Annotated in this window: 28 protein-coding genes; 14 read left to right on the top strand and 14 right to left on the bottom strand. The window is 63.5% G+C overall.

What is annotated here, in order from left to right; all coding sequences use genetic code 11:
* Positions 1–164: 164 nt before the first annotated feature.
* The gene (locus tag EN804_RS26400) at positions 165–1,418 is read right to left on the bottom strand and encodes a DNA recombination protein RmuC (protein ID WP_135921693.1); all 1,254 of its coding nucleotides are present in this window, start codon (positions 1,416–1,418) and stop codon (positions 165–167) included.
* A 103-nt stretch (positions 1,419–1,521) separates the two neighbouring features.
* Here EN804_RS26400 and def point away from each other — a divergent pair, with 103 nt between their 5' ends.
* From def to truA, 4 genes are read left to right on the top strand one after another with little or no spacing between them, the layout of a single operon-like run.
* Positions 1,522–2,052 carry a peptide deformylase gene (def, locus tag EN804_RS26405; protein WP_127278277.1) on the top strand — a complete coding sequence of 177 codons (531 nt, stop codon included), beginning with the start codon at positions 1,522–1,524 and terminating at the stop codon, positions 2,050–2,052.
* A 5-nt stretch (positions 2,053–2,057) separates the two neighbouring features.
* Complete coding sequence (gene fmt, locus EN804_RS26410; protein WP_135862582.1) at positions 2,058–3,011, top strand: methionyl-tRNA formyltransferase; 954 nt, start codon at positions 2,058–2,060, stop codon at positions 3,009–3,011.
* Positions 3,008–3,514, top strand: coding sequence for an N-acetyltransferase (locus EN804_RS26415; protein WP_127280837.1), 507 nt, complete (start codon positions 3,008–3,010; stop codon positions 3,512–3,514). The genes fmt and EN804_RS26415 overlap by 4 nt, the downstream gene beginning before the upstream one ends.
* A 23-nt stretch (positions 3,515–3,537) precedes the next feature.
* Complete coding sequence (gene truA, locus EN804_RS26420; protein WP_135921694.1) at positions 3,538–4,287, top strand: tRNA pseudouridine(38-40) synthase TruA; 750 nt, start codon at positions 3,538–3,540, stop codon at positions 4,285–4,287.
* A 31-nt stretch (positions 4,288–4,318) separates the two neighbouring features.
* Here truA and EN804_RS26425 read toward each other — a convergent pair whose 3' ends face one another.
* Entirely contained in the window at positions 4,319–4,951 is a 633-nt protein-coding gene (locus EN804_RS26425; RefSeq protein WP_127280839.1) for a transporter, read from the bottom strand.
* 5 nt (positions 4,952–4,956) lie between these two features.
* On the bottom strand, positions 4,957–6,150 hold the full coding sequence (dapE, locus tag EN804_RS26430) for a succinyl-diaminopimelate desuccinylase (protein ID WP_135921695.1): 1,194 nt from the start codon (positions 6,148–6,150) through the stop codon (positions 4,957–4,959).
* A 124-nt stretch (positions 6,151–6,274) separates the two neighbouring features.
* Between dapE and EN804_RS26435 the strand changes: the two genes are divergently transcribed.
* Positions 6,275–7,318, top strand: a complete 1,044-nt coding sequence (locus tag EN804_RS26435) for a 2-dehydropantoate 2-reductase (protein WP_135921696.1) — start codon at positions 6,275–6,277, stop codon at positions 7,316–7,318.
* Here EN804_RS26435 and EN804_RS26440 read toward each other — a convergent pair.
* The 4 genes from EN804_RS26440 to dapD form a co-directional block, all read right to left on the bottom strand.
* Positions 7,218–7,994, bottom strand: a complete 777-nt coding sequence (locus tag EN804_RS26440) for a hypothetical protein (protein WP_127873293.1) — start codon at positions 7,992–7,994, stop codon at positions 7,218–7,220. The genes EN804_RS26435 and EN804_RS26440 overlap by 101 nt on opposite strands.
* Positions 7,995–8,069: 75 nt before the next feature.
* Positions 8,070–8,453 (bottom strand): DUF805 domain-containing protein, encoded by a 384-nt coding sequence (locus tag EN804_RS26445; protein ID WP_245458575.1) that lies wholly within the window; start codon positions 8,451–8,453, stop codon positions 8,070–8,072.
* Positions 8,446–8,808, bottom strand: a complete 363-nt coding sequence (locus EN804_RS26450; RefSeq protein WP_127873295.1) for a DUF805 domain-containing protein — start codon at positions 8,806–8,808, stop codon at positions 8,446–8,448. Before EN804_RS26450 ends, EN804_RS26445 begins: the two co-directional genes overlap by 8 nt.
* A 72-nt stretch (positions 8,809–8,880) precedes the next feature.
* A complete protein-coding gene (gene dapD / locus EN804_RS26455) occupies positions 8,881–9,735 on the bottom strand; it encodes a 2,3,4,5-tetrahydropyridine-2,6-dicarboxylate N-succinyltransferase (protein WP_127276047.1) in 855 nt (284 codons plus the stop codon).
* 143 nt (positions 9,736–9,878) lie between these two features.
* On the opposite strand from dapD, the gene EN804_RS26460 reads away from it, so the two are divergent.
* Complete coding sequence (locus EN804_RS26460) at positions 9,879–10,724, top strand: LOG family protein (RefSeq protein WP_135862990.1); 846 nt, start codon at positions 9,879–9,881, stop codon at positions 10,722–10,724.
* A 212-nt stretch (positions 10,725–10,936) separates the two neighbouring features.
* Here EN804_RS26460 and EN804_RS26465 read toward each other — a convergent pair whose 3' ends face one another.
* Positions 10,937–11,641 carry a pyrimidine 5'-nucleotidase gene (locus EN804_RS26465; protein WP_135862578.1) on the bottom strand — a complete coding sequence of 235 codons (705 nt, stop codon included), beginning with the start codon at positions 11,639–11,641 and terminating at the stop codon, positions 10,937–10,939.
* 162 nt (positions 11,642–11,803) lie between these two features.
* On the opposite strand from EN804_RS26465, the gene EN804_RS26470 reads away from it, so the two are divergent.
* The 3 genes from EN804_RS26470 (at position 11,804) to EN804_RS26480 (ending at position 14,372) form a co-directional block, all read left to right on the top strand.
* Positions 11,804–12,565 carry a GGDEF domain-containing protein gene (locus tag EN804_RS26470; RefSeq protein WP_127276044.1) on the top strand — a complete coding sequence of 254 codons (762 nt, stop codon included), beginning with the start codon at positions 11,804–11,806 and terminating at the stop codon, positions 12,563–12,565.
* Between the two features lie 185 nt (positions 12,566–12,750).
* Positions 12,751–12,936 (top strand): hypothetical protein, encoded by a 186-nt coding sequence (locus tag EN804_RS26475; RefSeq protein WP_135921697.1) that lies wholly within the window; start codon positions 12,751–12,753, stop codon positions 12,934–12,936.
* Positions 12,933–14,372 (top strand): GMC family oxidoreductase, encoded by a 1,440-nt coding sequence (locus EN804_RS26480; protein WP_135921698.1) that lies wholly within the window; start codon positions 12,933–12,935, stop codon positions 14,370–14,372. The genes EN804_RS26475 and EN804_RS26480 overlap by 4 nt, the downstream gene beginning before the upstream one ends.
* Before the next feature lie 75 nt (positions 14,373–14,447).
* Here EN804_RS26480 and EN804_RS37360 read toward each other — a convergent pair whose 3' ends face one another.
* Positions 14,448–14,615, bottom strand: coding sequence for a hypothetical protein (locus EN804_RS37360; RefSeq protein WP_188393833.1), 168 nt, complete (start codon positions 14,613–14,615; stop codon positions 14,448–14,450).
* Between the two features lie 95 nt (positions 14,616–14,710).
* Between EN804_RS37360 and EN804_RS26485 the strand changes: the two genes are divergently transcribed.
* A complete protein-coding gene (locus EN804_RS26485) occupies positions 14,711–15,202 on the top strand; it encodes a MarR family transcriptional regulator (protein WP_135921699.1) in 492 nt (163 codons plus the stop codon).
* 9 nt (positions 15,203–15,211) lie between these two features.
* Here EN804_RS26485 and EN804_RS26490 read toward each other — a convergent pair whose 3' ends face one another.
* The 3 genes from EN804_RS26490 to EN804_RS26500 form a co-directional block, all read right to left on the bottom strand.
* Positions 15,212–16,189 carry an amino acid ABC transporter permease gene (locus EN804_RS26490; RefSeq protein ID WP_135921700.1) on the bottom strand — a complete coding sequence of 326 codons (978 nt, stop codon included), beginning with the start codon at positions 16,187–16,189 and terminating at the stop codon, positions 15,212–15,214.
* Entirely contained in the window at positions 16,186–17,490 is a 1,305-nt protein-coding gene (locus EN804_RS26495; RefSeq protein ID WP_135921757.1) for an FAD-binding oxidoreductase, read from the bottom strand. Before EN804_RS26495 ends, EN804_RS26490 begins: the two co-directional genes overlap by 4 nt.
* A gap of 76 nt (positions 17,491–17,566) precedes the next feature.
* Positions 17,567–18,331, bottom strand: a complete 765-nt coding sequence (locus EN804_RS26500) for a transporter substrate-binding domain-containing protein (RefSeq protein WP_245464268.1) — start codon at positions 18,329–18,331, stop codon at positions 17,567–17,569.
* A 255-nt stretch (positions 18,332–18,586) separates the two neighbouring features.
* Here EN804_RS26500 and EN804_RS26505 point away from each other — a divergent pair, with 255 nt between their 5' ends.
* A complete protein-coding gene (locus EN804_RS26505; RefSeq protein ID WP_245464266.1) occupies positions 18,587–19,192 on the top strand; it encodes an Lrp/AsnC family transcriptional regulator in 606 nt (201 codons plus the stop codon).
* 105 nt (positions 19,193–19,297) lie between these two features.
* Here EN804_RS26505 and EN804_RS26510 read toward each other — a convergent pair whose 3' ends face one another.
* A complete protein-coding gene (locus EN804_RS26510; protein ID WP_135921701.1) occupies positions 19,298–19,930 on the bottom strand; it encodes a TetR/AcrR family transcriptional regulator in 633 nt (210 codons plus the stop codon).
* A gap of 103 nt (positions 19,931–20,033) precedes the next feature.
* Between EN804_RS26510 and EN804_RS26515 the strand changes: the two genes are divergently transcribed.
* The gene (locus EN804_RS26515; protein WP_135921702.1) at positions 20,034–20,438 is read left to right on the top strand and encodes a VOC family protein; all 405 of its coding nucleotides are present in this window, start codon (positions 20,034–20,036) and stop codon (positions 20,436–20,438) included.
* A gap of 102 nt (positions 20,439–20,540) precedes the next feature.
* Here the strand turns inward: EN804_RS26515 and phhA are convergent, their stop codons facing one another.
* Entirely contained in the window at positions 20,541–21,377 is an 837-nt protein-coding gene (gene phhA / locus EN804_RS26520) for a phenylalanine 4-monooxygenase (RefSeq protein ID WP_135921703.1), read from the bottom strand.
* 140 nt (positions 21,378–21,517) lie between these two features.
* On the opposite strand from phhA, the gene EN804_RS26525 reads away from it, so the two are divergent.
* Entirely contained in the window at positions 21,518–21,994 is a 477-nt protein-coding gene (locus tag EN804_RS26525; RefSeq protein WP_127276036.1) for an Lrp/AsnC family transcriptional regulator, read from the top strand.
* 108 nt (positions 21,995–22,102) lie between these two features.
* A complete protein-coding gene (gene bchE, locus EN804_RS26530) occupies positions 22,103–23,671 on the top strand; it encodes a magnesium-protoporphyrin IX monomethyl ester anaerobic oxidative cyclase (protein WP_135921704.1) in 1,569 nt (522 codons plus the stop codon).
* The last annotated feature ends 24 nt before the right edge of the window (positions 23,672–23,695 follow it).

The following is a 23,695-nucleotide window of genomic DNA, read 5'->3' on the forward strand; positions in this document are numbered from 1 at the left end:
CGTAACCCCTGAGGGCCAGCGGTCATCGAAATCGATCGCATTAAAGGCCGAATACATGACCGCTCCAGACTTGCGCCGGCGCCGCTATTTTGCCTCTTGCCCAAGAGGGGCCGTCCATACATGACGATGGGATAGACGCTTCGCTAATCTCTGGCGTCGAGCGACTACTCTCCATCTTCGACGACCCTCAGCCTCAGCTGTCCCGTCTTGGAATCAGCCACGCGCGGTGCGGCTTCCACCTTGCCGGCGCCGCCGTGTGGGACGTCGGCCTCGCCTTCTCCGAACTCCAGCGCCTCGATCTTCTGGCCGCGCTTGGTCACCTTCGAGGTCGAGACGAGGATGTCTTCGATGTCCTTGGCCGACTGGCCGAAATGGCCCTGCAATTTGCGCACCCGCTCGTCGACGCGCTGGACATCTTCCATCAGCCTGATGACTTCGCCCTGGATCAGATGCGCCTGCTCGCGCATGCGGGCATCCCTGAGGATCGCCTGGATGACCTGGATCGACAGCATCAGCAGCGAAGGCGAGACGATGATGACGCGGGCGCGGTGCGCCTTCTGCACGACCGCTTCGAAATTCTCATGGATTTCGGCGAACACCGATTCCGACGGCACGAACATGAAGGCCGTGTCCTGCGTCTCGCCCTGGAGCAGGTATTTTTCCGAAATGTCGCGAATATGGACCTCGATGTCGCGGCGAAAGGCCTGGGCCGCGACCTTCTGCAGGTCGGCGCCGTCGGCGGCGCGGATGGCATTCCATGCTTCCAGCGGAAATTTGGCGTCGATGGCAAGTGACGGCGCGCCGTTCGGCATTTTCACCAGGCAGTCCGGCCGGCTGCCGTTCGACAGCGTCGCCTGGAATTCATAGGCCCCATGCGGCAGGCCGTCGGCGACGATCGCCTCCATGCGCGACTGGCCGAAGGCGCCGCGGGTCTGCTTGTTGGAGAGGATCGCCTGCAGCTGCACGACCTGGCCGGCCAGCGACTGGATGTTGCCTTGCGCGGTGTCGATGACCGCCAGCCGCTCCTGCAGTTTCGCCAGGCTCTCATGCGTGGATTTGGTCTGCTCGGTCATGGTCTGGCCGATGCGGCCGGTCATGGCGTCGAGGCGCTGGCCGATCGATTGCGTCAATTCGGCCTGCCGGGCGCCGAACACTTCGGCGATGGCCCCCATGCGGCCCTGCATTTCAGCCTGCGACTGCAAAATACCAGCCATGCGTGTCTCGGCGTCGCGGGCATGGTCGGCGGCCTCCGCGGCGGCGACCGCGCGCGCCTTGGCCGACCGCCACAGCGCAACGACGAGCGCCACGAACAAGCCGAGAAACAGCAAGGCGCCGAAGGCCAGCGCGTGACCCAGCGTGATTGTCGAGGCGCCGAGCCGTACGACAGGCTCCGAAAAGATGGTGCTGAGATCATTCATGTGGACAGCATAGCCGATTCGGCGGGCTGGCACAGATCAAAACGTGAACGAGGCTCAGGCGCACCGGTTGACGCCTTTCCTTGGAGGTCTTAGGTGAAACGCCATGCCGATCAAGCCGCTCATCATCCTTCCCGACCCCATCCTGCGCCAGGTTTCCAAGCCGGTGGAGCGCGTCGACGCGCCCTTGCGCAAACTGGCCGACGACATGCTGGCGACCATGTATGACGCGCCCGGCATCGGGCTGGCGGCAATCCAGATCGGCGAACCGCTGCGCATGCTGGTGATCGACCTTGCCAAGGAAGACGAAACGCCGGCGCCGCACGTCTTCATCAACCCGGAGATTCTCGAAAGCGCCGACGCGCGGTCGGTCTACGAGGAAGGCTGCCTGTCGATCCCGGATTACTATGCCGAGGTCGAGCGCCCGGCTTCCGTGCGGGTCAAATATCTCGACCGCGACGGCACGCTGCAGGAGATGGAGGCCGAGGGCCTGATGGCGACCTGCCTGCAGCACGAGATCGACCACCTCAACGGCGTGCTGTTCATCGACCACATCTCGAAGCTGAAGCGCGACATGGTGGTGAAGAAGTTCAGGAAGCTCGCCAAGGACAAGGCGCCAGGCAAACTGGTGGGATAGGGGAAATGCCCCTTCGTGTCGTCTTCATGGGTACGCCGGAGTTTTCGGTGCCGACGCTGCGCGCCATTGCCGAAGTGGGACATGATGTCGCCGCCGTCTACACGCAGCCGCCGCGCGCCGCGGGCCGGCGCGGGCTGGAGCTGACGCCGTCGCCGGTGCAGCGCGAGGCCGAGCGGCTGGGCATCGAGGTGCGCACGCCGGCATCGTTGAAAGGCGAGGCCGAACAGGCTGCCTTTGCTGCGCTCGGCGCCGATATCGCCGTGGTCGTCGCCTATGGTTTGCTTCTGCCCAGGGCGGTTCTGGAGGCGCCCCGGCTCGGCTGCATCAACGGCCATGCATCGCTTTTGCCGCGCTGGCGCGGCGCCGCCCCCATCCAGCGGGCCATCATGGCAGGAGACCTGGAAAGCGGCATGATGGTGATGCGCATGGAGGAGGGCCTCGACACCGGACCGGTGGCATTGCTTGAAAAATGCGCCATCGACCCCGATATGACAGCCGGCGATCTGCATGATCGATTGATGAGCGTTGGCGCTGCCCTGATGGTGGAAGCGCTGGAACGGCTGGAACGGAATACCCTGACATTTACCGCGCAAGCGGCCGAAGGGGTGACTTACGCCAGGAAAATCGATAAATCCGAGACGCGCGTGGACTGGACGCGGCCTGCGGCCGACGTCCACAACCACATTCGTGGCCTGTCGCCCTTTCCCGGCGCCTGGTCCGAAATTGAAATTGGCGGCCGCATGGAGCGGCTGAAACTGCTTCGCTCGACTCTGTCCGAAGGCCTGTCGCCTTCGGAAGATTTGGGCGAGTCGGGAGGAATTCTCGATGACCGGCTGACGGTCGCCTGTGGAAAAGGCGCGATCAGGCTGGTCGAAGTTCAACGTGCGGGCGGAAAGCCCGCCGCCGCGTCGGAATTCCTGCGCGGAGCCAAGATCGAAAAAGGACTGAAATTCTCATGAGCATGATGTCGATACGCGCGGCGACGCCGCGGGACCGCGAGGCCATCCGCCTCGTCGAGGAACACGCTTTCGGCCAGCAGGCGGAGGCCGGACTGGTCGACGCGCTGGTGACCGGCGGTGATGCCGTCGTCGAACTGGTGGCGGAAGAAGACGGGCAGGCCGTTGGCCACATCCTGTTTTCGCGCCTGTTCGTGCAGAACGGCGGCAAGAGTTTTGCCGCCGTGGCGCTTGCCCCGCTGGCGGTGGAGCCGTCTTTTCACGGCTCCGGCATCGGCGGCGCGTTGATCCGCGAGGCCCATATCCGGCTCAAGGACGCTGGCGAGACACTGGCCGTTGTGCTTGGTGATCCGGCCTATTACGGCCGTTTCGGCTATAGCCACGCCCGGGCTGAAAAGTTCGACAGCGAATACCAAGGCGAAGCGCTGCAGGCGCTGGCCTGGGGCGACGCACCCGAAGCCGGCAGGCTGGTCTACGCCTCCGCCTTCACCGCTCTCGCCGCCTAGGCGAGAGCGTACAGCCGACCGGCATGCCGCGTTTTCGCCTCGACATCGAATATGACGGCAGCCTGTTTGCCGGCTGGCAGCACCAGGCCGATCAGCCTTCGGTGCAGCAGGCGATCGAACAGGCGATCGAGAAATTCTGCGGCGAGGCGGTCCGGCTGCGCGCCGCCGGCCGCACCGATGCCGGCGTGCACGCCACCGCGCAGGTCGCGCATGTCGACCTTGCCAAGGCGTGGCCCGACGACAAGGTGCGCGATGCCATCAATGCGCACCTGCAGGCGGCGCGCGCGCGCATTGCCATCCTGAAAGCTGCAGTCGTTCCCGACGATTTCGATGCCCGTTTCTCGGCCACGGGCCGGCACTATCTCTACCGTGTCCTCAATCGGCGCGCGCCTTCGGCACTGGAACAGGGCAAGGTGTGGTGGGTGCCGAAGCGGCTCGATGCCGCCGCGATGCACGAGGCGGCGAAGCTCCTGCTCGGCCGGCACGACTTCACCACTTTCCGCTCCACCCAGTGCCAGGCCAACAGCCCGGTCAGGACATTGGAGCGGCTCGATGTCAGCCGAACGGGTGACGTGATCGAAGTGAGAGCCTCGGCGCGGTCCTTCCTGCACAACCAGGTGCGCTCCATGGTCGGCTCGCTGAAGCGGGTCGGCGACGGCGGCTGGACATCAGGCGACCTCAAGGCCGCGCTCGAGGCGCAAGACCGCGCCGCTTGCGGCCAGGTGGCGCCGCCCGATGGGCTTTTCCTGATAGGCGTCGATTACCCCGGATAGACACCAACTCTGCCCTGGCTAGAACTGGGCTCTACCCGGGATAGAGTCCCGAGAGGCTCTGAGCCCCGATATCGTCCGGCACGGCGATGCCGAGCAGCATCTGCAACCCGAACAGCACCAGCAGCGAAGCGATGAACATGCCGACGAAAACGGCGGTGCCGACGGCCGCGCCCTTGCCGATCGTGGCATTGGTCATGCGCCAGGTCAGCACCATCGACAGGGAAAACAGGAGCAGCGACACAAGGCTCGAGACCTGGCTTGTCGACGACAGGAAAAGCCTGATCAGCGCCGAGGGCAGCATCAGCCAGGCGGTGATGGCCGAGGCCCAGTTGCTGGCGACGACATAGTGGACGAAGCGCCCGCCAATGCCGGCGCGCGGCGCCACCAAGGCGAGCGCGACCAGCGGCAGCACCCAGGAGCCGATATCGACCGTCGCCAGCCGCACCAGCATGGAGAAGCGGCCGGCGAAGGCATCGGGATCGCCGATCTGGTTGGCGATGCCGACCCAGCCGACGATCAGCGCCGGAGCCGCGATGATGATGGCGAAGAACGAATTCCAGAAGCCGTCGGCCGACAGGTCGAGCAGGCGCAGCCCATCGGCCTTGCCGAGCATCAGCCGCCAGGCGCCGGTCAGCGAAGCTTGGGTTTCGTCCGCCGAAAGCATGCCGGTCAGCCCTGTCCGAACCAGTCGTCGATGAAGCGCTGGTAGATTCGCGTCAGCGTTTCCAGATCGGCAATGGCGACGCGCTCGTCGACCATGTGCATGGTCTTGCCGACCAGGCCGAATTCGACCACCGGGCAATAATCCTTGATGAAGCGCGCATCCGATGTGCCGCCGGAGGTGGACAGCGCCGGCTTTTTGCCGACCACCGCACCAACGGAGCCGCTCAGCGTCTCGACCAGCCTGTCGTCGCGGGTCAGGAAGACATGGCTCGGCCGGTCGCGCCAGACGAGGTCATAGTCGACCGGCGTCTTCTTGCCTGGCCGATACTTCTTGCGCCCCGCCGCCTGATCGAGGCGGTTGTGGATTTCGGCCTGGACCGTCTCGGCCGTCCAGCTGTCGTTGAAGCGGATGTTGAAGGTGGCGGTCGCCTTGGCCGGAATGACGTTGGTGGCCGGGTTGCCGACATCGATGGAGGTCACCTCCAGATTGGTCGGCTGGAAATCCTTCGTGCCCTTGTCGAAGACCGGGTGCAGCAAGGCATCCACCAGGCTCATCAGGCCGCGCACCGGATTGTCGGCAAGCTGCGGATAGGCGGCATGGCCCTGGCGGCCATTGACGGTGATGCTGCCCGACATCGAGCCGCGCCGGCCGATCTTGATCATATCGCCAAGCGTGTCCGGATTGGTCGGCTCGCCGACGATCGAGGCGTCCCATTTTTCGCCTTTGGATGCGGCCCATTCGAGCAGCTTGACCGTGCCGTTGATGGCAGGCCCTTCCTCGTCGCCTGTGATCAGCAGCGACACCGAGCCCTTCGGTCCGCCATTTGCCTCGACATGGCGCGCCACCGCGGCGATGAAGCAGGCAATGCCGCCCTTCATGTCGACAGCGCCGCGGCCATACATCTCGCCATTGGCGATCTCGGCGGCGAAAGGCGGGTGCGTCCAGGCGGCTTCGTCGCCGACAGGCACCACGTCGGTATGGCCCGCGAACATCAGGTGCGGGCCGTTGCCGGAGCGCCGTGCATAGAGGTTCTCGATATCCGGCGTGCCGTCCTCGGAGAACACCGGCCGGTCGACCAGGAAGCCGAGCGGTTTCAGCATCGCCTCCAGCGCGCCCAGCGCGCCGCCTTCGGCTGGTGTCACCGAGGCACAGCGGATGAGAGAGGCGAGGTTTGCGGCGGGATCAGTCGGCAGCGTCATGGCAAAAGCGATAGTCGAAAGCGAAAGGCCTGTCACGGCCAGACGTAGGGGCCAGCCCCATGGCCGACGATACCGCCGACATTATGGTTTTCATGTCGTATAGTCGACCGATGCGGAGCAAGAGATGGCAAACGGGGAAAAGAGGATCGTCATTGCCGGCGCCGGCAGCATTGGCTGTTATGCCGGCGGCTGCCTGGCACTCGCCGGGCGGCAGCTTGTCCTGCTCGCCCGACCGCGCATCGAGGCAGCGGTGCGGCAGGGCGGATTGCGCGTCAGCGACCTCGAAGGCCGCGATCGACTGATCAAGTCGGAAGCACTCGCCGTCACCGTGGATCCCGCTGTCGCCTTGCCGGTGGCCGATGTGATCCTGGTTACAGTCAAGAGCGGCGCGACGCAGGATATGGCGGCCCTAATCAAGGCCCATGCCCGTCCCGATGCCGTGGTGGTGAGCCTGCAGAACGGCGTCGACAATGCCGACAGGCTGAGCGCGGCGCTAGGCCGGCAAACGGTGCTGGCCGGCATGGTGCCGTTCAATGTCGTGCAATCGCCGGACGGCGAACTGCCGCTGCGCGTCCACCGTGCCAGCGACGGCAAGGTAATGGTTGAAGATGGGGATGCCGGCCTTGCCCGCCTTCTCGACGTCGAAGGCCTCGCCGTCGAAACGCATGGCGACATGAAGGCCGTGCTGTGGGGCAAGCTTCTGATGAACCTGAACAATGCGCTGGTGGCGCTGTCGGGCCTGCCGCTGGCGACTGAACTTGCCGACAGGCGCTGGCGGCTGATCCTCGCCGGCCAGATCGACGAGGCCTTGCTGGCGATGAAGGCCTCCGGCATCGAGCCGGCGGGCATCGCCAGCCTGCGCCCTGCGCTGCTGCCGAAGGTGCTCAGGCTGCCCGACTGGCTGTTCAAGATCCTGGCACGGCGCATGCTGGCGATCGACCCCGAGGCGCGTTCGTCGATGTGGGATGATCTGCGGCGCGGCCGGCCGACCGAGATCGACGACCTGCAGGGTGCTGTCTTGCGGCTCGCCGAAAAAGCCGGCACGCCGGCGCCGACGGTCCAGCGGGTCAGCGCCTTGGTGCGCGCGGCGGAAGCCGAGCGGCTTGGCTCGCCGGGCCTGGTGCCGGAGAAGGTTCTGGCGCCGCCGGCCGGCCGTCGATCAACGTGATCTTCTGCCAGATCTTGCGCGACAGGTTGGACGCCAGGTTCTCGATGTCGTTGACGCCGTCGATGACGACGGCGTCATTGACGGACTGGGCGAACAGCGCCGCGATCTTGCCGGTGATCGACAGCATTTCGGAGCAATAGTCGAGATAGCGCGCGAGATCGGCGGCATTGGTGATGCGGGCCGGCGAATGCGAGGTCGGCTTGAAACTGGCCGACAGCGCCGCCGGATCCTTGGTCAACTGGTGCATGTCGATGACGTGGATCAGCGAACGCAGGCCGTGCAGCTGGCGAAACACCTGCTTGCGCTTGATGCGCTCCTCTGTGCGGATCAGGGCAAGGAAACCGAGCACGGCGAGGATGATCATGTTGATCGTGGCTTCGATGCCTTGCACCGACTGCACCGCGTCGTCGGCTTGGGAGATGTGAATGAGCGGCAAGATGGTGCCGACGAACAGGAAGATCAGCGCGCCCGCGATCACGGCGGCGACGATGATGCCGCGCAGCCACCAGATCGGCGCTTCCAGTGCCTTGGCGGCCTTGGCCAGATCGCGCGACAGCGACACCAGTTCGGCGGCGACGCCGCGCAGCCCGGCGTCCGGGAAACGGTCGGCGACGCGGCCTTCAAGCCGCTCGGCGGTTTCGATGATCAGTTTCGGATCAAGCGTGCGGTAGCGCATGGCGAGATATCCGATCGGCCCCTAGAACATGATGCCGAAAAGTGCGGAGCGGCTTTCGGACGACATCATGCCTCTCTATCTCTTCGATTCAGCCGGCTCGTTGGTGCGCCGGCCATAGCGGTTGGGCCCAGGCTGCCCTGGAAACAGGCACAACACAAGGAAGGCGACGATCGAGACGACCGGCACGAACAGGATCAGCGCGGCAATGCCCGGCTTGTCGAGGTCGTGCAGACGCTTCACCGCCAGCGCGATGTTCGACCACAGCGAGGCGATGAAGGCGATGAAGAAGATGAACGACCACATATTGCTCTCGGCCGAGCCCTCCGGCACCAGCGTGAAGCGGTACAGCGGGAACGCCTGGATGATGGCGACGAGCAATCCGCCGAGAAAATAGGCCGCGCGGCTGACGCGGCCCGATGTCTTGAAGAAAAGCCAGTTGAGATCCGATCTTTCAGGCAAGCGGGTCCGATCCATATTGGTTGGCACCCTTGGTGCCTTCGAGGATGCCGAGTTCGACCAGCAGCCAGATGCCGCCGATGATGGGTACGAGGCCGATCAGCGTCCACCAGCCCGACTTGTTGCGGTCGTGCCAGCGTTTGGCATAGAGGGCAATCGCGAAATAGATCGATGCCAGCGCGAAGAGGATGCCGATGATGCCGATCTGGGCACCGCTGGCGGTGGTGAAACGCGTGCCGAGGATCGCATCGAGAATGAAAGCGATAATGCCGATCACGATGAATACGCCGATGCCGGCCCAGAACTTGGCTCGGTTGATGCGGCCATCAAAGCTTGTGAGCAGATACTTCCAGTCCATGTCACCCCTCCATGTTGAACCAGCGCGACCGATCGTCGCGCCGGCGGAAGGTGCGCCTGCCCGGCGCAAAGATCAATCGCGCAGCAATTCGTTGATCGAGGTCTTGGACCGGGTCTTGGCGTCGACCCGCTTGACGATGACGGCGCAATAGAGACCTGGGCCCGGTTCGTTGTTTGGAAACGGCTTGCCCGGCATCGATCCAGCGACGACGACGGAATTCGGCGGCACCTCGCCATAGAAGACCTCGCCGGTGGCGCGGTCGACGATCTTGGTCGACTGGCCGATGAAGACGCCCATGCCGAGCACCGAGCCCTCGCGCACGATGCAGCCCTCGACCACTTCGGAACGCGCCCCGATGAAGCAATTGTCCTCGATGATGGTGGGACCGGCCTGCATCGGCTCCAGCACGCCGCCGATGCCGACGCCGCCCGAAAGGTGGACATTCTTGCCGATCTGGGCGCAGGAGCCGACAGAAGCCCAGGTATCGACCATTGTGCCGCTATCGACATAGGCGCCGACATTGACGAAGGACGGCATCAAGACGGCGCCTGGCGCCACATAGGCCGAACGGCGCACGATCGACGACGGCACGGCGCGGAAGCCCGCCTTTTCGAAATCGACGGCGCTCCAGCCGTCGAACTTGGACGCCACCTTGTCCCACCACACGGCCTCGCCGGGGCCACCCTTGATGATCTCCATCGGATTGAGCCGGAAGGAGAGCAGCACGGCCTTCTTCAGCCACTGGTTGACGTGCCATTTGCCGTCGGTCTGCCGCTCGGCGACGCGGGCGGTGCCGCGGTCGAGCAGGTCGAGCGCCGACTGGATGGCGTCGCGCACCTCGCCGCGGGTCGCGGTCGAAATGGCGTCGCGTTCCTCGAAGGCCTTGTCGATGGTCTTTTCGAGGCTCGCCAGATCGGGCTTCGACATGAATTTGCTCCATTACCAAGCTGTTAAGGGGCTGCGCCTTAACCTGTTTAAAAGTCGCGCGGACCCTATGTTAAGGCTCAATGGGGGTCAATCGCGACTGCGTCACGGGACGACGCAAGTAAAGGAATGGACGGGTGGATTCGATGACTCCCATGGAAAAGGCGGGATGGACGCCGCTGCCGCATTCGGATGAGGATCTGGAGCGGTCGAAAAGCGTGCCGGACACGCCGCAGACGCGCGCCGAAACCTACCGCCTGGCCTGGAACGATCCCGACTTCATGACCCGGCGCGAACTGCGCGCGGTCAGGCTGCAACTGGAACTGCTGAAGCCGGAAATGATCCTGGCCGAGCGCGGCATCCGTTCGACGGTGATCCTGTTCGGCGGCGCGCGCCTGCCGGAGCCCGGTGGCGAAGCCTGGGCGGCCAAGAACGAGACGCAGAAGAAGAACCTCGAGGAAAACAGCAAATACTACGAGGAGGCCCGCAAATTCGCCCGCCTCTGCTCGCGGCAGTCAGCCACGTCATACTATCGCGAATATGTCGTGGTGACCGGCGGCGGACCCGGCGTGATGGAAGCGGGAAACCGCGGCGCCGACGATGTCGGCGCGCCGTCGATCGGGCTCAACATCGTGCTGCCGCACGAGCAGGCACCGAACCCCTATGTGACGCCGGAGCTCTGTTTCAACTTCCACTATTTCGCCATCCGCAAGATGCACTTCGTCATGCGCGCCAAGGCCGTGGCGGTGTTTCCCGGCGGCTTTGGCACGATGGACGAGTTCTTCGAGACGCTGACGCTGATCCAGACCGGGCGCATGGAGCGCGTGCCGGTGATCCTGTTCGGCAAGTCCTTCTGGAAGCGGGCGATCGACCTCGACTTCCTCGCCGAGCAAGGCACCATCAGCCCGGGCGATCAGGACATCATCGATTTCGTCGACACAGCCGACGAAGCCTGGGGTATCATCAGCCGCTTCTACAAGCTGGGGGAATAGGAGTTGGGGGAATTTGGGAAACGAAATGAGGAACTGGGGAAATGAAGAATTGACGAAATAAGGGGCATGGTCTTGCGTCCCTCCTCAATTCCTCAATTCCTCAATTCCTCAATTCCTCAATTCCTCAATTCCTCAATTCCTCAATTCCTCAATTCCTCAATTCCTCAATTCCTCAATTCCTCAATTCCTCAATTCCTCAATTCCTCAATTCCCTACTCCCTTGCGACTATGGTCGTGAGGAACGTGGCGAGATCGTCGGTGACGAAATCGACGTCATCCTCGTTGGCCGGGTCGCGTTCCCAGATTTCGGAGAAGGTCGGTTCGAAATTGCGCGGTACCACGAGAACCGTGGTCATGCCCAATGACTTCGGCACGGCCAGGTTGCGGGCGAGATCCTCGAACATCACCGCATTGTGGCCGGTGACGGCGTGCAGCTCGGCGAACTTCTCGTAGGTCTGGCGCGCCGGCTTGGGGTTGAGGTCGGCGGCGACAATATCGAAGATGTCGTCGAAATGGTCGAGGATGCCGAGCTGGCGCGCGGTGCGCTCGGCGTGCCTGCGGTCGCCATTGGTGAAGATGAACTTGCGACCGGGAAGCTGCCGGATGGCGGTGCCGAGAACGGGATCGGGCACCAGCCACGAATAGTCGATGTCATGGACCTTCTCGAGGAAGTCGTCGGGATCGATGCCGTGGCGCGTCATCAGCCCGTTCAGCGTCGTGCCGTATTCGAGATAGAGCTCCTTCTGCAGCTTGCGCGCCTCCTCGCGCGGCAGCGCCAGCAGCTCCCCGACATAGGCGGTCATCTTGACGTCGATCTGCGAGAACAGATTCGAGTGGTGCGGATAGAGCGTGTTGTCGAGGTCGAACACCCAGTCGGTGACATGGGCGAAGCGGGCGGGATCGGGAAGCGTCGTCATGCGCTCCTTATGGCATGAAACAGGGATTCCGAAAGGGACTTTATCCACAACTTCTGCCCGTTGAGGTTGCAGAAATGGCCTCACGGTTCAAATTTTAACCGTCCGGGAAAGGTGGCCTTCAGGGCTTGCTGGCACAGAGACAAGTCCTGAGGGGAGTTCGCGATGAACAGCATTATTCTCAAATCCGCCGCCATCGCTTTCGCCTCCGTCGCCGCCTCTCTCATGCTGACGTTGATTGTCGTCCCAGCCATGGGATTCCCCATAACGCGCACGATCTGGCTGACCTCGACGCTCTGTCCGCTGGTCCTTGCCTGGGCCGCATGCGCCAGCACGTTCTGGCAGAGCGACAGGCTGAAAAACGCGCATCGCGAGCTTGCCCGTGCTCATGCCCAACTCGCCGCCGCGCACCGCCGCCTGGCGGAAAAGGCGAGCCGCGACGACATGACCGGCATGCTCAACCGGGAAAGCTTCTTTGCCGCGCTGGACGGCTCCCGGCGCAAGTCCGACCGCGGCGCCCTGCTGATCATCGACGCCGACCACTTCAAGACGATCAATGACAATTTCGGCCACCTGACCGGTGATGACGCGCTGCTGTTGATCGCCAGCGCCATCGAGCGCGGCGTGCGCAGCGGCGACGTGCTCGGCCGCATCGGCGGCGAGGAGTTCGGCGCGTTTCTGACCGGAGCCACGGAACAGGAGGCCAAGCGCGTTGCCGAGCGGATCCGCCGCGAGGTCGAACTGATCCGCTTCCGGCCGGTCGATGAACGGACCATTCCGTTGACCGTCAGCATCGGCGGCACTGTCTGCGGCGAGGATGTCAACGTATCGGAGCTGATGCGCGCCGCGGACCGGCGCCTCTACCAAGCCAAGCATGCGGGCCGCAACCTGACGATCCTCGATACCGATATTTCCGAAGCGGCATGAGCAGGCCGGGCCGGCACACCTGGCCCGTTAAAAAATTTCTAACCCTGTTTGCATCCGGTTGTGCCGCTTGTCGGCACTTTCCCCGCCTTGATGCCATGCTTGGCACGATACTGGCTTCCGTGACGATGTGTGTGCCGTTCGGGGAATGTCATGCGCGCATCGAAGCCCTAGCCGAGAGACCTGCCATGAGTTTCCTCATAAAAACAATGTCGCGCCGCACGCTCGTGCAGGCGCTGATCGCCCTGCCTGCCCTGTCGTTGTTCCGCAAGCTGCCTAATGCCGACGCCACCCATGCCGGTTCATCCCGGGCCGATCCTGACGAGATCGTCGAGGTCAATGGCTGGATCCTGAAGCGGAGCGATCTGGCATGATCTTCGACAGCTACGAGGCGTATCGCGCCGCCAACTTTGCGCCAAGGGTCTGCATCCTTGGTTCCGGTCCGGCCGGCACAACGATCGCCAGAAAACTTGGCGCTGCCGGCATTCCGGTCGTGGTGCTGGAAGCCGGTCCGCGGGAATTCAGCGACGACTCGCAGGATTTCTACCGCGGCACCACCGTCGGCGATTTCTATTTCGATCTCGACATCACCCGGCTGCGGTTCATGGGCGGCAGCTCCAATCACTGGGCCGGTTGGTGCCGCGTGCTCGACACACTGGATTTCGAGCCGAAGGCCTGGGCACCCGACACCGGCTGGCCGATCCGCCGCGCCGACATCGAACCCTACCTCTCGGAAGTGCGCGCTATCCTCGACCTTCCCGATTTCCGGCCTGATGTGCCGATTTCGGACGACATTCGCTGGGTGCAGTTGATCAAGAGCCCGGCGGTGCGGTTTGCCGAAAAATTCGCCGACGAACTCGACAAGAGCAAAAACATCGCCGTCGTGCTCAACACCTACGCCACCGAGCTTGCCGGCGACGGCAAACGCGTGACCGGCGCCAAGCTGTGGTCCAACGGACAGGACGCCGGCTCGTTCAGCGCTGACTATTTCATCGTCTGCACCGGCGGGCTGGAGAATTCGCGGCTGCTTTTGTGGTCGAACCAGCGCTCCAACGGCGGCGTCGTGCCGAACGCGACGGCGCTTGGCCGCTACTGGATGGAGCATCCGACCTTCGAGGGCGGCAACGCCATCCTGGCCGACTATGGTGCGTTCGAGGTCGATGCCGTCAAGGAGGCCTTCTTCTCGCCGATGCCTGCCGCGATGGAACGTCTCAAGATCATGAATTTCGGCATCCGGCTGATCGAGACGCCCTATCCGGGCGTCAAGAGCCTCATCGCCGACCTAGCCTGCACGGCGCCGCACATGGCGGAATGGGTATCTGGCAAGCTCGACCAGAACCTGCGTTGCGCCGCTCAGCTTTATGTCGCCTGGGAACAGGCGCCGCTGGCTTCGAACCAGATCGAGTTGTCGAAGACCGAGGTCGACCATGCCGGCGTGCCGCGCATCGAACTGCACTGGAAGAAATCGAAACTGGAACAACGCACCCTTCTCGAAGGCCTGAGGCTGTTCGGCACGACGCTTGCCCAGAAGAACCTGGGCCGGGTGCGCATTGCCGACTGGATCTCGAACGGCGAGGATTATCCGACCAACGAAGAGACGGCGGGCCATCATCATATGGGGGGCACGCGCATGGGCACGGATGTCACCAGGAGCGTGGTGGACGCCAATTGCAAGGTGCATGGCATGGACAATCTCTATGTCGGCGGCTCTTCCGTGTTCTGCACGTCGGGCCAAGCCAACCCGACGACGACGATCACCGCGCTCGCCTGCCGGCTGGGCGACCATCTGAGCAAGGTGGTCACGGTCTGAGCGGCCTCCACGAAGCCGTCATCCTGCCAAGCCACGACCAGCAGGGCCGGCGCCAAGGATGGCGCCGGAAGAGGCTCACAAGCCGTAGACGGCGATCCGGACCAGCACGGCGGCGGCGGCCAGCGACACCAGCAGGATGCCGAGGCCGATCGGAGAGCCCCAGCCATACCATTCCATGGCCAGCTTGGCGTATTTGAATTCTTCCTCGTGCGAGAGAGGCGTACGCTGTTGAATCAAACTCATTTTTCATATCCTTGCCCGGGAGCGGCTCTTGCCTTGTCGGGGGCGTAGCCGCATATTGCTATAATGGTCTAAATGTTAGACGGATTGATAGTTAGATGATCGAATTAAATTCGTCAAGCCGGAATCGAGCCGAACTGACGACAGCCATCGGCCTTGCCATCATGCAGTGGCAGGACGCGACGCAGGCCTATGACGAGGCGGTGGGGATGAGACTCGGCCTCAACATGGCCGAGCGCCATTGTATCGGACTGCTCCACGGCGGCCCGCAATCGGCCGGCGCGATCGCGACCGCGACCGGGTTGACGCCGGCCGCGGTGACCGCGCTGATCGACCGGCTGGAGGCGCGCGGCCTCTTGACGCGCACGCGCAGCCTCGAGGACAGGCGCAAGGTGGTCATCGAGGCAACGGAGTCAACACGGGAGCTGTCGGCACGCTACTACGGCGCCATCGCGCGGGAAGGGGAGAAGCTCATTGCCACGTTCGGTGACGCGGAGCTTGCCACCATTCGGCGCTTCGTCACCGCCGCGCTCGACCTGCAGCGCGACCAGCTCATGCGGCTGAAGGCCGAGGCGCCGCAGCCGCGCTGATCTAGAGGGTCAGACCACCTGGCGTCCTGATCGGCCGAAGCGCCGTTCGAGATAGGCTTGGCCGAATTCCAGCGCGATCGACAGAATCCAGTAAATCATCGAGGCGGTAATCAGCATCTCGATATGGCGGAACTCCGTCTGGCCCATCGTGCGGGCGAGATACATGATCTCCCAGACGCCGACGACGGAGACCAGCGAGGAATCCTTCAGCATGGCGATGAACTGGTTGCCGGTCGGCGGGATGATGACGCGCATGGCCTGCGGCAGGATGACGAGCGCCATGGTCTGGCCGGGGCTCAGGCCGAGCGCCGTGGCGCCTTCGCTTTGACCACGCGGGATGCTTTCGATGCCGGCGCGGAAGATCTCGGTCATGTAGGCGCCGTAACACAGCGACAGCGCCACGATACCCGCCGGCACCGCGCCGATCACGTAACCGATCTGCGGCAGCCCGAGATAGATGATGTAGATCTGCATCAGCAACGGCAGGCCGCGAAACAACGATGTGTAGAAGGTGGCCAGCCCGTAAACGATGCCGTTCCCGGTCAACTTGGCGATGGCGCCGACCAGTGCGATCAAGGTCGCGATCAGGATCGAGATCGCCGAAATGTAAAGCGTCGTGGTGACGCCCTGGGTGATCAGGAAGCCGACTTTCCTGGCGATGAAGGCGAGGGAGAGGTCGAAGGAATAGAAGAACAGCATCAGCAGCACGAACAGCTCGATCCAGACGCCGACGATCTGCTGGCGTCGGGGCAGGAGCAGAAGCAGCTTGCAATTCACCAGCACCAGCAGCGCGATCAACACGGCCGAGAGGGCTCGCGACAAGGCTGGGTTGGCCTGCAGCCAGTCGGACGCAAGCGGCATCAATGAGCCGATCCAGCTCGACTTGATGCCCATGGCGTAGAGGGCTGCGGCCAGCAGCGCCGGAAAAAGCGCGGCCGCGGCGCGGCGGGCGAGCCCTGGATGGGAGAGCATCAGCCTGCCGATCATGCCGTCACCTTGTCCTTGGCGATGGCGTTGCGTTCCCGCCACCAGTCCTGCGCTTGCAGTTTCCAATAGGTAAGCTGCGCGGCGGCCAGGCCGGCGGCGCCGCCGGCCCAGCTCAGTCCGAAGGGCGCGAACTGCCGGTACCGGTCCGAGGCGCCCAGAATGCCCTCGGCGACAATTTTTCCGGCAATCGCCGTGGTGTTGAGCCCATGGCCGCCGAAAGCGGTGCAGTACCAGACGCCTGGCTGCAGCTCGCCGATCTGGGGCATCAGATGCCGGGCATAGGACATCAGCCCCGACCACGCCAGTTCGGTCTTGAGGCCGGCAAGCTGCGGGTAGGTGCCGACCATCTCGCGGCGCAATTCGCGCGCCAACGCATCGGCGGAAGCGGCGCGCGTGGTGATGCGCCCGCCCCACAGGAGACGATTGCCATTCTCGACCAGGCGATAATAGTCACCGGCCCGCCTGTTGTCGCCGACGGCGTCCGTCGTGGCGACGGCTTGCGCAATGAGGCGGGGAGCCGCCTCGGAAACCATGACATAGGTCGCGATGGGCAGGAACGCCCGGTAGAGCTGGCCGAAAACCGGGCCGGTATAGCCGCCGGTCGCGAGCACGATCCGGGGCGCCCGAAGCGTGCCCTGTCTGGTGCGAAGCATCTTTTGCGGCCCCGAGAGGTCGCACTGCACGACTTCGGAGCTTTCATGAATCTCGCCGCCAAGCCGCTCGATCTCGTCGGCCAGGCAACGCAGATAGTTGAGCGGATGGATGTGAAAGGCGTTCGGGTCGCGCAGGCCCTGGTGGTAGCGAGCGGACTTCAGCACCGATCGGACGTCTTCTCTCTCGAGATACTGAAGTTCATAGCCATGGTCGCGGGCCATCTGTTCGGCATAGGCCTTCAGCGCATCGCCGTCGTCGTAGCGCAAGACGCTGAGCAGGCCGGCACGCGGCTGGGCGGCCGATATTGCGAGCGTCTCGATGGTGTCGCGCACGAATTCGACGCCTTCGATCGACAGCCGGTGCAGGTCGCGCGCGGCCTCCCTGCCGACACGTGCGGCGATATTGTCGCCGCCGGTGGCGAAGCCGGGCGTGACGAAACCGCCATTGCGGCCCGAAGCGCCGAAACCGACGAGCTGGGCTTCCAGCACGGCGACATGCAGTCCGGCGCGCGCCAGCTGCAGCGCCGTCGTCAGCCCGGCCAATCCGGCGCCGACGACGGCCACGTCACATTGCGCCTCGCCTTGCAGCGGAGGCCTCGTCTTCCGGTCGGTCAGGGTGCGGGCGTAGTAGGTATCCGGATAGGCCATCGACGACTTTGCGGTGAGGGGCATGTATTTGGTGGGTGACGCCGCCGGCTGCCGAGGGGCAGCCGGCGGAATGACTTTACTTGGCGCTGTAGTCCTTGCCGTACCACTTCGTGGTCAGCGCGGCGAGCGTGCCGTCCGTCTTCATCCCGGTGATGATGCCCGCGACCTTCGCGGTCCACTCCGGATCCTTCTTCTCGGCGATGACGACGAGCGGCTCGCGGAAGGCGTACTCGCCTTCGAGGATCTTCACGGGATAGCCGTTCTTGATGGCGTTCTGCGCCGTCTGCTCCGGTGCGATCACGGCATTCAGGCGCACGCCGTCGCCAAGCCGCAGGTCATCGAAGGGAAGCATGGAATCCGCGTACGTGCGGACCTCGCCCGGTTCCAGCTTGTATTGGATGGGAGCCAGGCCGGGTGCGTCGATTTCGAGCTTGCGGCGGATGAAATCCTCCGAGGTGGTGGCCGTCTCGACGCCGATGATCTTGCCGTTGAGATCGGCGACCGACTTCGCGCCGCTGTCCTTGTGCAGGACGTAGACATAGGGGCTGTAATAATAGATGCCGACAAAGTCGATCACCTTGGAACGGGCTTTGGTCGGCGTGACCGATCCGACGCCGAGGTCGTAGCGTCCCTGCCAGCGTCCGCCGGTCAGCGTCGCCCAGTCGGGCGTTTCGAACGAGACCTCGACACCGAGCCGCTTGCCGATCTCGCGCGAGACATCGATGTCGAAGCCGGCGAGTTCGTTGCTGTCGTTGAGAAAGCTCTGCGGTGGCCAGGCCGCGTTGGTGGCGATGACCATCGCCTTTTTCGACGTGACGCGGTCCAGGGTTTCCCCGGCCATGGCCGCCGTTGTGATCGCGAATGTCGCGGCGGCAAGAACGGCTAAATCGAGCAGCTTTTTCAAAGTTATCCCTCCCTTGTGGTTGAAACTGATAGGATGCGTAACGTCGGACCTCAGCGCTTTCGGCCACAGGTTCAACGCGGATCGGTTTGTGCCCACCACAGCCGAAGCTCGTTCCCCCTGATGGACCGGCGTTTGTGACCCCAGACAGTCAGGTCGCAAAAAGAAGGGTTCCACCCGGCGAAATGCGGGATAATGGCGATCGCGCAGTCATTGCGTGCCTTGAGACGGCAAAGTGCCGGATATGTTCGCCTTGTTCCGGTCGCTAAGGCCGGTCTTGCGGATTGTCGCGGGGGCGGTTCAGCCGATAGGATCGCGGCGGTTACAGCGCGGATCGAGCGAGAGGATTTGTTTGTGGAATTGACCGAGAAGGATCGTCAGCTGCTCGCGCTGATGCAGAAGAATGCGCGTGAGCCGGTCGCGTCACTGGCACGTCAGCTCGGCGTATCGCGGACAGCGCTGCAGGAGCGGATCCAGAAGCTGGAGGCCGGCGGCATTATCGAAGGCTATAGCGTGCGGCTGACCAAGGAGGTGGCCCAGAACGCCGTCCACTGTTTCACGCTCGCCGCCCTGAACAACAAGAGCTATCCGGACGTCTCCAGAAAGATCAAGGCGATGCCTTCGATCCAGGCGGTCTACGCCATCACCGGCGAGTGGGACCTGATCATCCACCTTGCCGCCGAGACGCTCGAGAAGCTGAACCGGGAGGTGAATGCCGTGAATGAAATCAGCGGCGTCGTCAAAACCGCTTCCCATGTGGTGATGGAGACGAAGTTCAACCGGACCATCTACGCCTTGTAGGAGATGGCGGGATGTCCGGCGGCGGGCATCACCGTCTCGAGGTCGAAAGGCACATGGTGGGCATCGTTGCTCCCGGCCGTGAACAAATGTCGGCAGAGGACGAGACTATTTCGGTTGGACCCCATAGGCGACAAGAAACGCCTCGACCGAGGCATCCGCGTGCCGTTCAAGTTCGGCTTTGGAACGCGGGTTGCTCCCCGTGAACATGGCTTCATTCATGGGGATCCAAAGGATCATCCCAAAAAGATGGCTGGCCGCCAGACGGGGATCACTGGTTTGCATCAGCCCCCGATCGGTGAGCTTTTGAAAGCAGGACGCCGTCGAGGCAAGCATGCGCTCAAAGCCTTTTTCGTACCAGCCGCGGCCAAGCTGCGGCATTCGATCCGCGTTGGCGATGATCAGGCGGCGCAGCTTCAACAACTCGTCGTCCATGAGCATCGTTATCAAGCGCCGAGCAAGCTGCTGCAGGCCGCCCTCCATGAATTTCGCCTCGGAAAGCAGTGTCGTCACGGACTCGATGATGTCGTTGACCTGGCCAGCGGTTGATAGAACGACTTCACCGAAAAGCGTCTCCTTGTCGGTGAAATGCTTGTACACGGTCTGCTTGGAAGCTCCCGCCTTGGTGGCGATTTCCTCCATGCTGGTTCCATCATAGCCCTTGCTGATGAACGCCGCCGTGGCCGCCTGGATGATTTCACGATCCTTGCGTGCCGATCTGGTCTCCCCCTCGATTTCCATGGCGCCCCTTTGACCGGTACTAGACGGTACCGTTCTCTCGTGATAGTCGTCAAACGGTACTGGACTGACTAGTACCTGTCAACGAAGGCGAGGCTTTAGACCGATGACCAAGATGATCTTCATAAATCTGCCGGTGCGCGATCTGCAGGCAGCCACCAATTTTTATCTCGCGATCGGGGGCACGCTCAATCCGCAGTTCTCGAGCGACCAGGCCAGCTCGATCATGTTCTCGGACTCCATTGGCGTCATGTTGCTTTCGCTTCAGTACTACAGCCAGTTCACCGCGCGGCAGATCGGCGACCCCAGGCGTGAAAGCCAGATGCTGATCGCGCTCACCGCCGACAGCAAGGACGACGTCAACGCCATGATCGAGAAGGGCGTGGCGGCAGGCGGACGCGCTGATCCCAATCCGGCGCAGGATCTCGGCTTCATGTTCAACCGCCACATCGAAGACCCTGACGGCAATGTCTGGGAGTTCCTGTGGATGAGCCCCGCCGCCCTGCAATAGCCTGCCGGGATCAAAGCGTCTGAAGCGCGTCGCGTCGAAACGGAGTCATGCGACGCGCTTTAGGTCTTTGTTTTTATGTCGTATTCCCAAAACCGAAACGGACTAGACCGTCGCCGGGTCGAGCGCCGGCTGGCTCTTGCGGCGTGCGACGATCGCCTCGAAATCCGCGCTCTGGAAGGCGTCGCGCAAGGCGTCGAAGGACGGCAGCACGAAATAGGCGCGCTGGAACTTGTCGATCTCGTAGCCGGTGCGCATCACTGTCTCGAGGTCGAAAGGCACATGGTGGGCGTCCTTGCTCTCGACCGCGAACTGCAACTCGGTAAACGATGACATCAGCCCGGCGCCAAAGGCCTTCAGCGGCTGGCCGGGCTCCTGCATCAGGCCGTATTCGGCAGTATACCAGTAGAGCCGGGTGATCATCTCGTCGCCGCCGAGCGTGATGATGTCGCCGGCCTTCTTGCCATACATCTGCATGAAATCGGCGAACACCGGCTGCGACAGCACCGGCACATGGCCGAAGAAGTCATGGAACATGTCCGGCTCGACGATGTAATCGAGTTCCTGCCTGGTGCGCAGCCAGTTGGTGACCGGGAAGCGGCGATTGGCGAGGTGATCGAAGAACGGGGCCGCCGGAATGAGGCCGGGCACGGCGACGATCTCCCAGCCGGTCAGCTTGCGCAGCCTGGCGCTGACGTCGGCGAAATCGGGAATGGCGTCGAGCAGGCCGAGCTTCTCCACGCCGTCGAGATAGGAATGGTGGGCGAGCTTGCGCGTCAGCCTGGTCTGGCGGTCGCACAGCGTGCGCCACACCGCCTGCTCCTCGGCGCTGTAGTCATAGCCCTGTGCCACGGTGAAATCGGCGCGGCAGACTGAATAGTCGCCGCGCAACCCTTGCGCCGCGCAGTCGCGGGCATATTCGGCAACGCTCATCGTCGTCATATGTCTTCTCCCTCGCAAAGCATCGATGGCTGCGGTGCCGAAAGCGTAGCCCGACTTACCGAGGCAAATTGGTTTTGATCGTAGATCGAGCGGCATATTCGAGATAACATTCACTCAAAATCGACACAAGGAGAGTGAAAATGCCTCAGTTTGATGATTTCGAGATCAGGATGCTTGATGTCCTGCAACGCGACGGGCGCAAACCTGTCTCGGAGCTGGCGCAGGAGATCGGCCTCTCCACCACGCCCTGCGCGCGGCGCTTCGAAGCGCTGCAGGAAGCCGGCATCATCAAGGGATTTGCCGCCGTGATCAGCCGCCGCGCGGTCGGCCTGATGGTCGAGGTATTCATCCAGGTGCGCCTGGTCAGCCACAGCGACGGCTCGCCCGAGAGCTTCATTGCCGCTGTCCAGCGTATGGACGAGGTGTCGTCGTGCTGGACGATGACCGGCGACCACGATTTCCTGCTGCATGTCATGGTGCCGTCGGTCGACGAGCTCAACGCCTTCGTCATGCATCGGCTGATGCGGCTCGAGGGCGTGCGCGACGTCCACACCCAGCTGGTGCTGCAGAACATCAAGGGACCCGGCCACGTGCCGCTCGCGCATCTCAGGCGCTGACAGCGCTCACTCTTTTCTGCGGAAAAGCTGCGAGCAAACTGCTGAAACGGGCCAACCGGGCGGCACGATCGCCGGCCAGCATGCGGACCAACGTCCTGGAGGTCCGCTATGAAAATCGTCCTGATCAATCCGCCGCACACCGCCATCGGCAGCCGCGTGCCCGACGATCACCTGCCGCCACTCGGCCTGCTGGCCATCGGCGGCCCGCTGGTCGACGCCGGCCACGACGTGCGGCTCGTCGATGCCGAGTTCGGGCCGATGCCGCTCGCCTCGGTCGTGGCGGAAGCCCTGAAGGACTGTCCCGACTTCGTCCTGATCGGCCATTCCGGATCCACTTCTGCGCATCCGACCGCCTTGTTGATCGCCGCGATGATCAAGGCGCGCGAACCGGCGACGATCGTCATCTATGGCGGTGTCTTCCCGACCTACCACTGGCGCGACATCCTGGCCGAAACGGACGTTTTCGACTTCATCGTGCGCGGCGAGGGCGAGGCGACCGTGGTGGCGCTGGTCGAGGCGGTGGAGATGCGCCAGCCGCCGGCAAGCGTTGCCGGCATCGCCTATCGCGACGATCTCCCCCGTCCTTTCGCCACGCAAGCGGCGATGACCATCGCCGACCTCAATGCCTACCGCGTCGGTTGGGAACTGATTGACGTCAGCAGATACACTTACTGGGGCGGCAAGCGCGCGGTGGTCATGCAGTTTTCGCGCGGCTGCCCGCATCTGTGCAATTATTGCGGCCAGCGCGGCTTCTGGACCCGCTGGCGGCATCGCGATCCCAAGAAATTCGCGCAGGAGATCGCCTGGCTGCACCGCGAGCACGGCGTCGAGCTGGTCAACCTCGCCGACGAGAACCCGACCGTCTCGAAGAAGGCCTGGCGCGCTTTCCTGGATGCGATGATCGCCGAGAACGTGCCGGTGCTGATCGTCGGCTCGACACGCGCCGACGATATCGTGCGCGACGCCGACATGCTGCACCTCTACCGCAAGGCCGGTGTTATCCGCTGGCTGCTCGGCATGGAAAACACCGACGAGCAGACGCTGCGACTGATCCGCAAGGGCGGCAGCACCTCGTCCGACCGCGAGGCGATACGGCTGCTGCGAAAGCACGGCATCCTGTCGATGGCGACCTGGGTGGCCGGTTTCGAGGATGAAGGTTTTCGTGATCTCTGGCGTGGTTTCCGCCAGCTCATCGCCTATGACCCGGACCAGATCCAGGCGCTCTATGTGACGCCGCATCGGTGGACGCCGTTCTTCCGCATCGCGCGGGATCGCAGGGTCATCCAGAAGGACGCCCGCCTGTGGGACTACAAACACCAGGTGCTGCACATGACGCGGCTCAAGCCATGGATGCTGTTCTTCTCGGTCAAGCTGATCGAACTCGCCGTGCAGTCGCGGCCGAAGGCGCTGGCGCGCATCCTGTTCCACCCGGATCCCGAGCAGCGGCATTCGATGCGCTGGTACACCAAAATGGGCCGCCGCGTCTGGTTCCGCGAGGTGTGGGGTTTCCTGGTGACCGACAACCGGGTGAAAGGCGGCCCGACGCTCGCCGAATTCTGGGGCGCGCCGCAGGATGCGGAGGAAGAGTCGATGACCTTTCAGCGCCCGGCGAAGAGACCAGTAACGGCGCCTGCCGCCGAGCAGCATGCCTTTGGCGTCTCACCGCCGCCGGCCTGACCCGTCTCGCCCTGGCCGCCAGCG

Origin of the sequence: Mesorhizobium sp. M8A.F.Ca.ET.161.01.1.1 (assembly GCF_004792105.1) — a bacterium.
Lineage (GTDB): Bacteria > Pseudomonadota > Alphaproteobacteria > Rhizobiales > Rhizobiaceae > Mesorhizobium.

Bases quoted from the DNA above. Each gene is read 5' to 3' on its own strand.
- EN804_RS26400 (WP_135921693.1), bottom strand. From the start codon at position 1,418: ATGAATGATCTCAGCACCATCTTTTCGGAGCCTGTCGTACGGCTCGGC.
- def (WP_127278277.1), top strand. From the start codon at position 1,522: ATGCCGATCAAGCCGCTCATCATCCTTCCCGACCCCATCCTGCGCCAG.
- fmt (WP_135862582.1), top strand. From the start codon at position 2,058: ATGCCCCTTCGTGTCGTCTTCATGGGTACGCCGGAGTTTTCGGTGCCG.
- EN804_RS26415 (WP_127280837.1), top strand. From the start codon at position 3,008: ATGAGCATGATGTCGATACGCGCGGCGACGCCGCGGGACCGCGAGGCC.
- truA (WP_135921694.1), top strand. From the start codon at position 3,538: ATGCCGCGTTTTCGCCTCGACATCGAATATGACGGCAGCCTGTTTGCC.
- EN804_RS26425 (WP_127280839.1), bottom strand. From the start codon at position 4,951: ATGCTTTCGGCGGACGAAACCCAAGCTTCGCTGACCGGCGCCTGGCGG.
- dapE (WP_135921695.1), bottom strand. From the start codon at position 6,150: ATGACGCTGCCGACTGATCCCGCCGCAAACCTCGCCTCTCTCATCCGC.
- EN804_RS26435 (WP_135921696.1), top strand. From the start codon at position 6,275: ATGGCAAACGGGGAAAAGAGGATCGTCATTGCCGGCGCCGGCAGCATT.
- EN804_RS26440 (WP_127873293.1), bottom strand. From the start codon at position 7,994: ATGCGCTACCGCACGCTTGATCCGAAACTGATCATCGAAACCGCCGAG.
- EN804_RS26450 (WP_127873295.1), bottom strand. From the start codon at position 8,808: ATGGACTGGAAGTATCTGCTCACAAGCTTTGATGGCCGCATCAACCGA.
- dapD (WP_127276047.1), bottom strand. From the start codon at position 9,735: ATGTCGAAGCCCGATCTGGCGAGCCTCGAAAAGACCATCGACAAGGCC.
- EN804_RS26460 (WP_135862990.1), top strand. From the start codon at position 9,879: ATGACTCCCATGGAAAAGGCGGGATGGACGCCGCTGCCGCATTCGGAT.
- EN804_RS26465 (WP_135862578.1), bottom strand. From the start codon at position 11,641: ATGACGACGCTTCCCGATCCCGCCCGCTTCGCCCATGTCACCGACTGG.
- EN804_RS26470 (WP_127276044.1), top strand. From the start codon at position 11,804: ATGAACAGCATTATTCTCAAATCCGCCGCCATCGCTTTCGCCTCCGTC.
- EN804_RS26475 (WP_135921697.1), top strand. From the start codon at position 12,751: ATGAGTTTCCTCATAAAAACAATGTCGCGCCGCACGCTCGTGCAGGCG.
- EN804_RS26480 (WP_135921698.1), top strand. From the start codon at position 12,933: ATGATCTTCGACAGCTACGAGGCGTATCGCGCCGCCAACTTTGCGCCA.
- EN804_RS37360 (WP_188393833.1), bottom strand. From the start codon at position 14,615: ATGAGTTTGATTCAACAGCGTACGCCTCTCTCGCACGAGGAAGAATTC.
- EN804_RS26485 (WP_135921699.1), top strand. From the start codon at position 14,711: ATGATCGAATTAAATTCGTCAAGCCGGAATCGAGCCGAACTGACGACA.
- EN804_RS26490 (WP_135921700.1), bottom strand. From the start codon at position 16,189: ATGATCGGCAGGCTGATGCTCTCCCATCCAGGGCTCGCCCGCCGCGCC.
- EN804_RS26495 (WP_135921757.1), bottom strand. From the start codon at position 17,490: ATGGCCTATCCGGATACCTACTACGCCCGCACCCTGACCGACCGGAAG.
- EN804_RS26500 (WP_245464268.1), bottom strand. From the start codon at position 18,331: ATGGCCGGGGAAACCCTGGACCGCGTCACGTCGAAAAAGGCGATGGTC.
- EN804_RS26505 (WP_245464266.1), top strand. From the start codon at position 18,587: ATGGCGATCGCGCAGTCATTGCGTGCCTTGAGACGGCAAAGTGCCGGA.
- EN804_RS26510 (WP_135921701.1), bottom strand. From the start codon at position 19,930: ATGGAAATCGAGGGGGAGACCAGATCGGCACGCAAGGATCGTGAAATC.
- EN804_RS26515 (WP_135921702.1), top strand. From the start codon at position 20,034: ATGACCAAGATGATCTTCATAAATCTGCCGGTGCGCGATCTGCAGGCA.
- phhA (WP_135921703.1), bottom strand. From the start codon at position 21,377: ATGACGACGATGAGCGTTGCCGAATATGCCCGCGACTGCGCGGCGCAA.
- EN804_RS26525 (WP_127276036.1), top strand. From the start codon at position 21,518: ATGCCTCAGTTTGATGATTTCGAGATCAGGATGCTTGATGTCCTGCAA.
- bchE (WP_135921704.1), top strand. From the start codon at position 22,103: ATGAAAATCGTCCTGATCAATCCGCCGCACACCGCCATCGGCAGCCGC.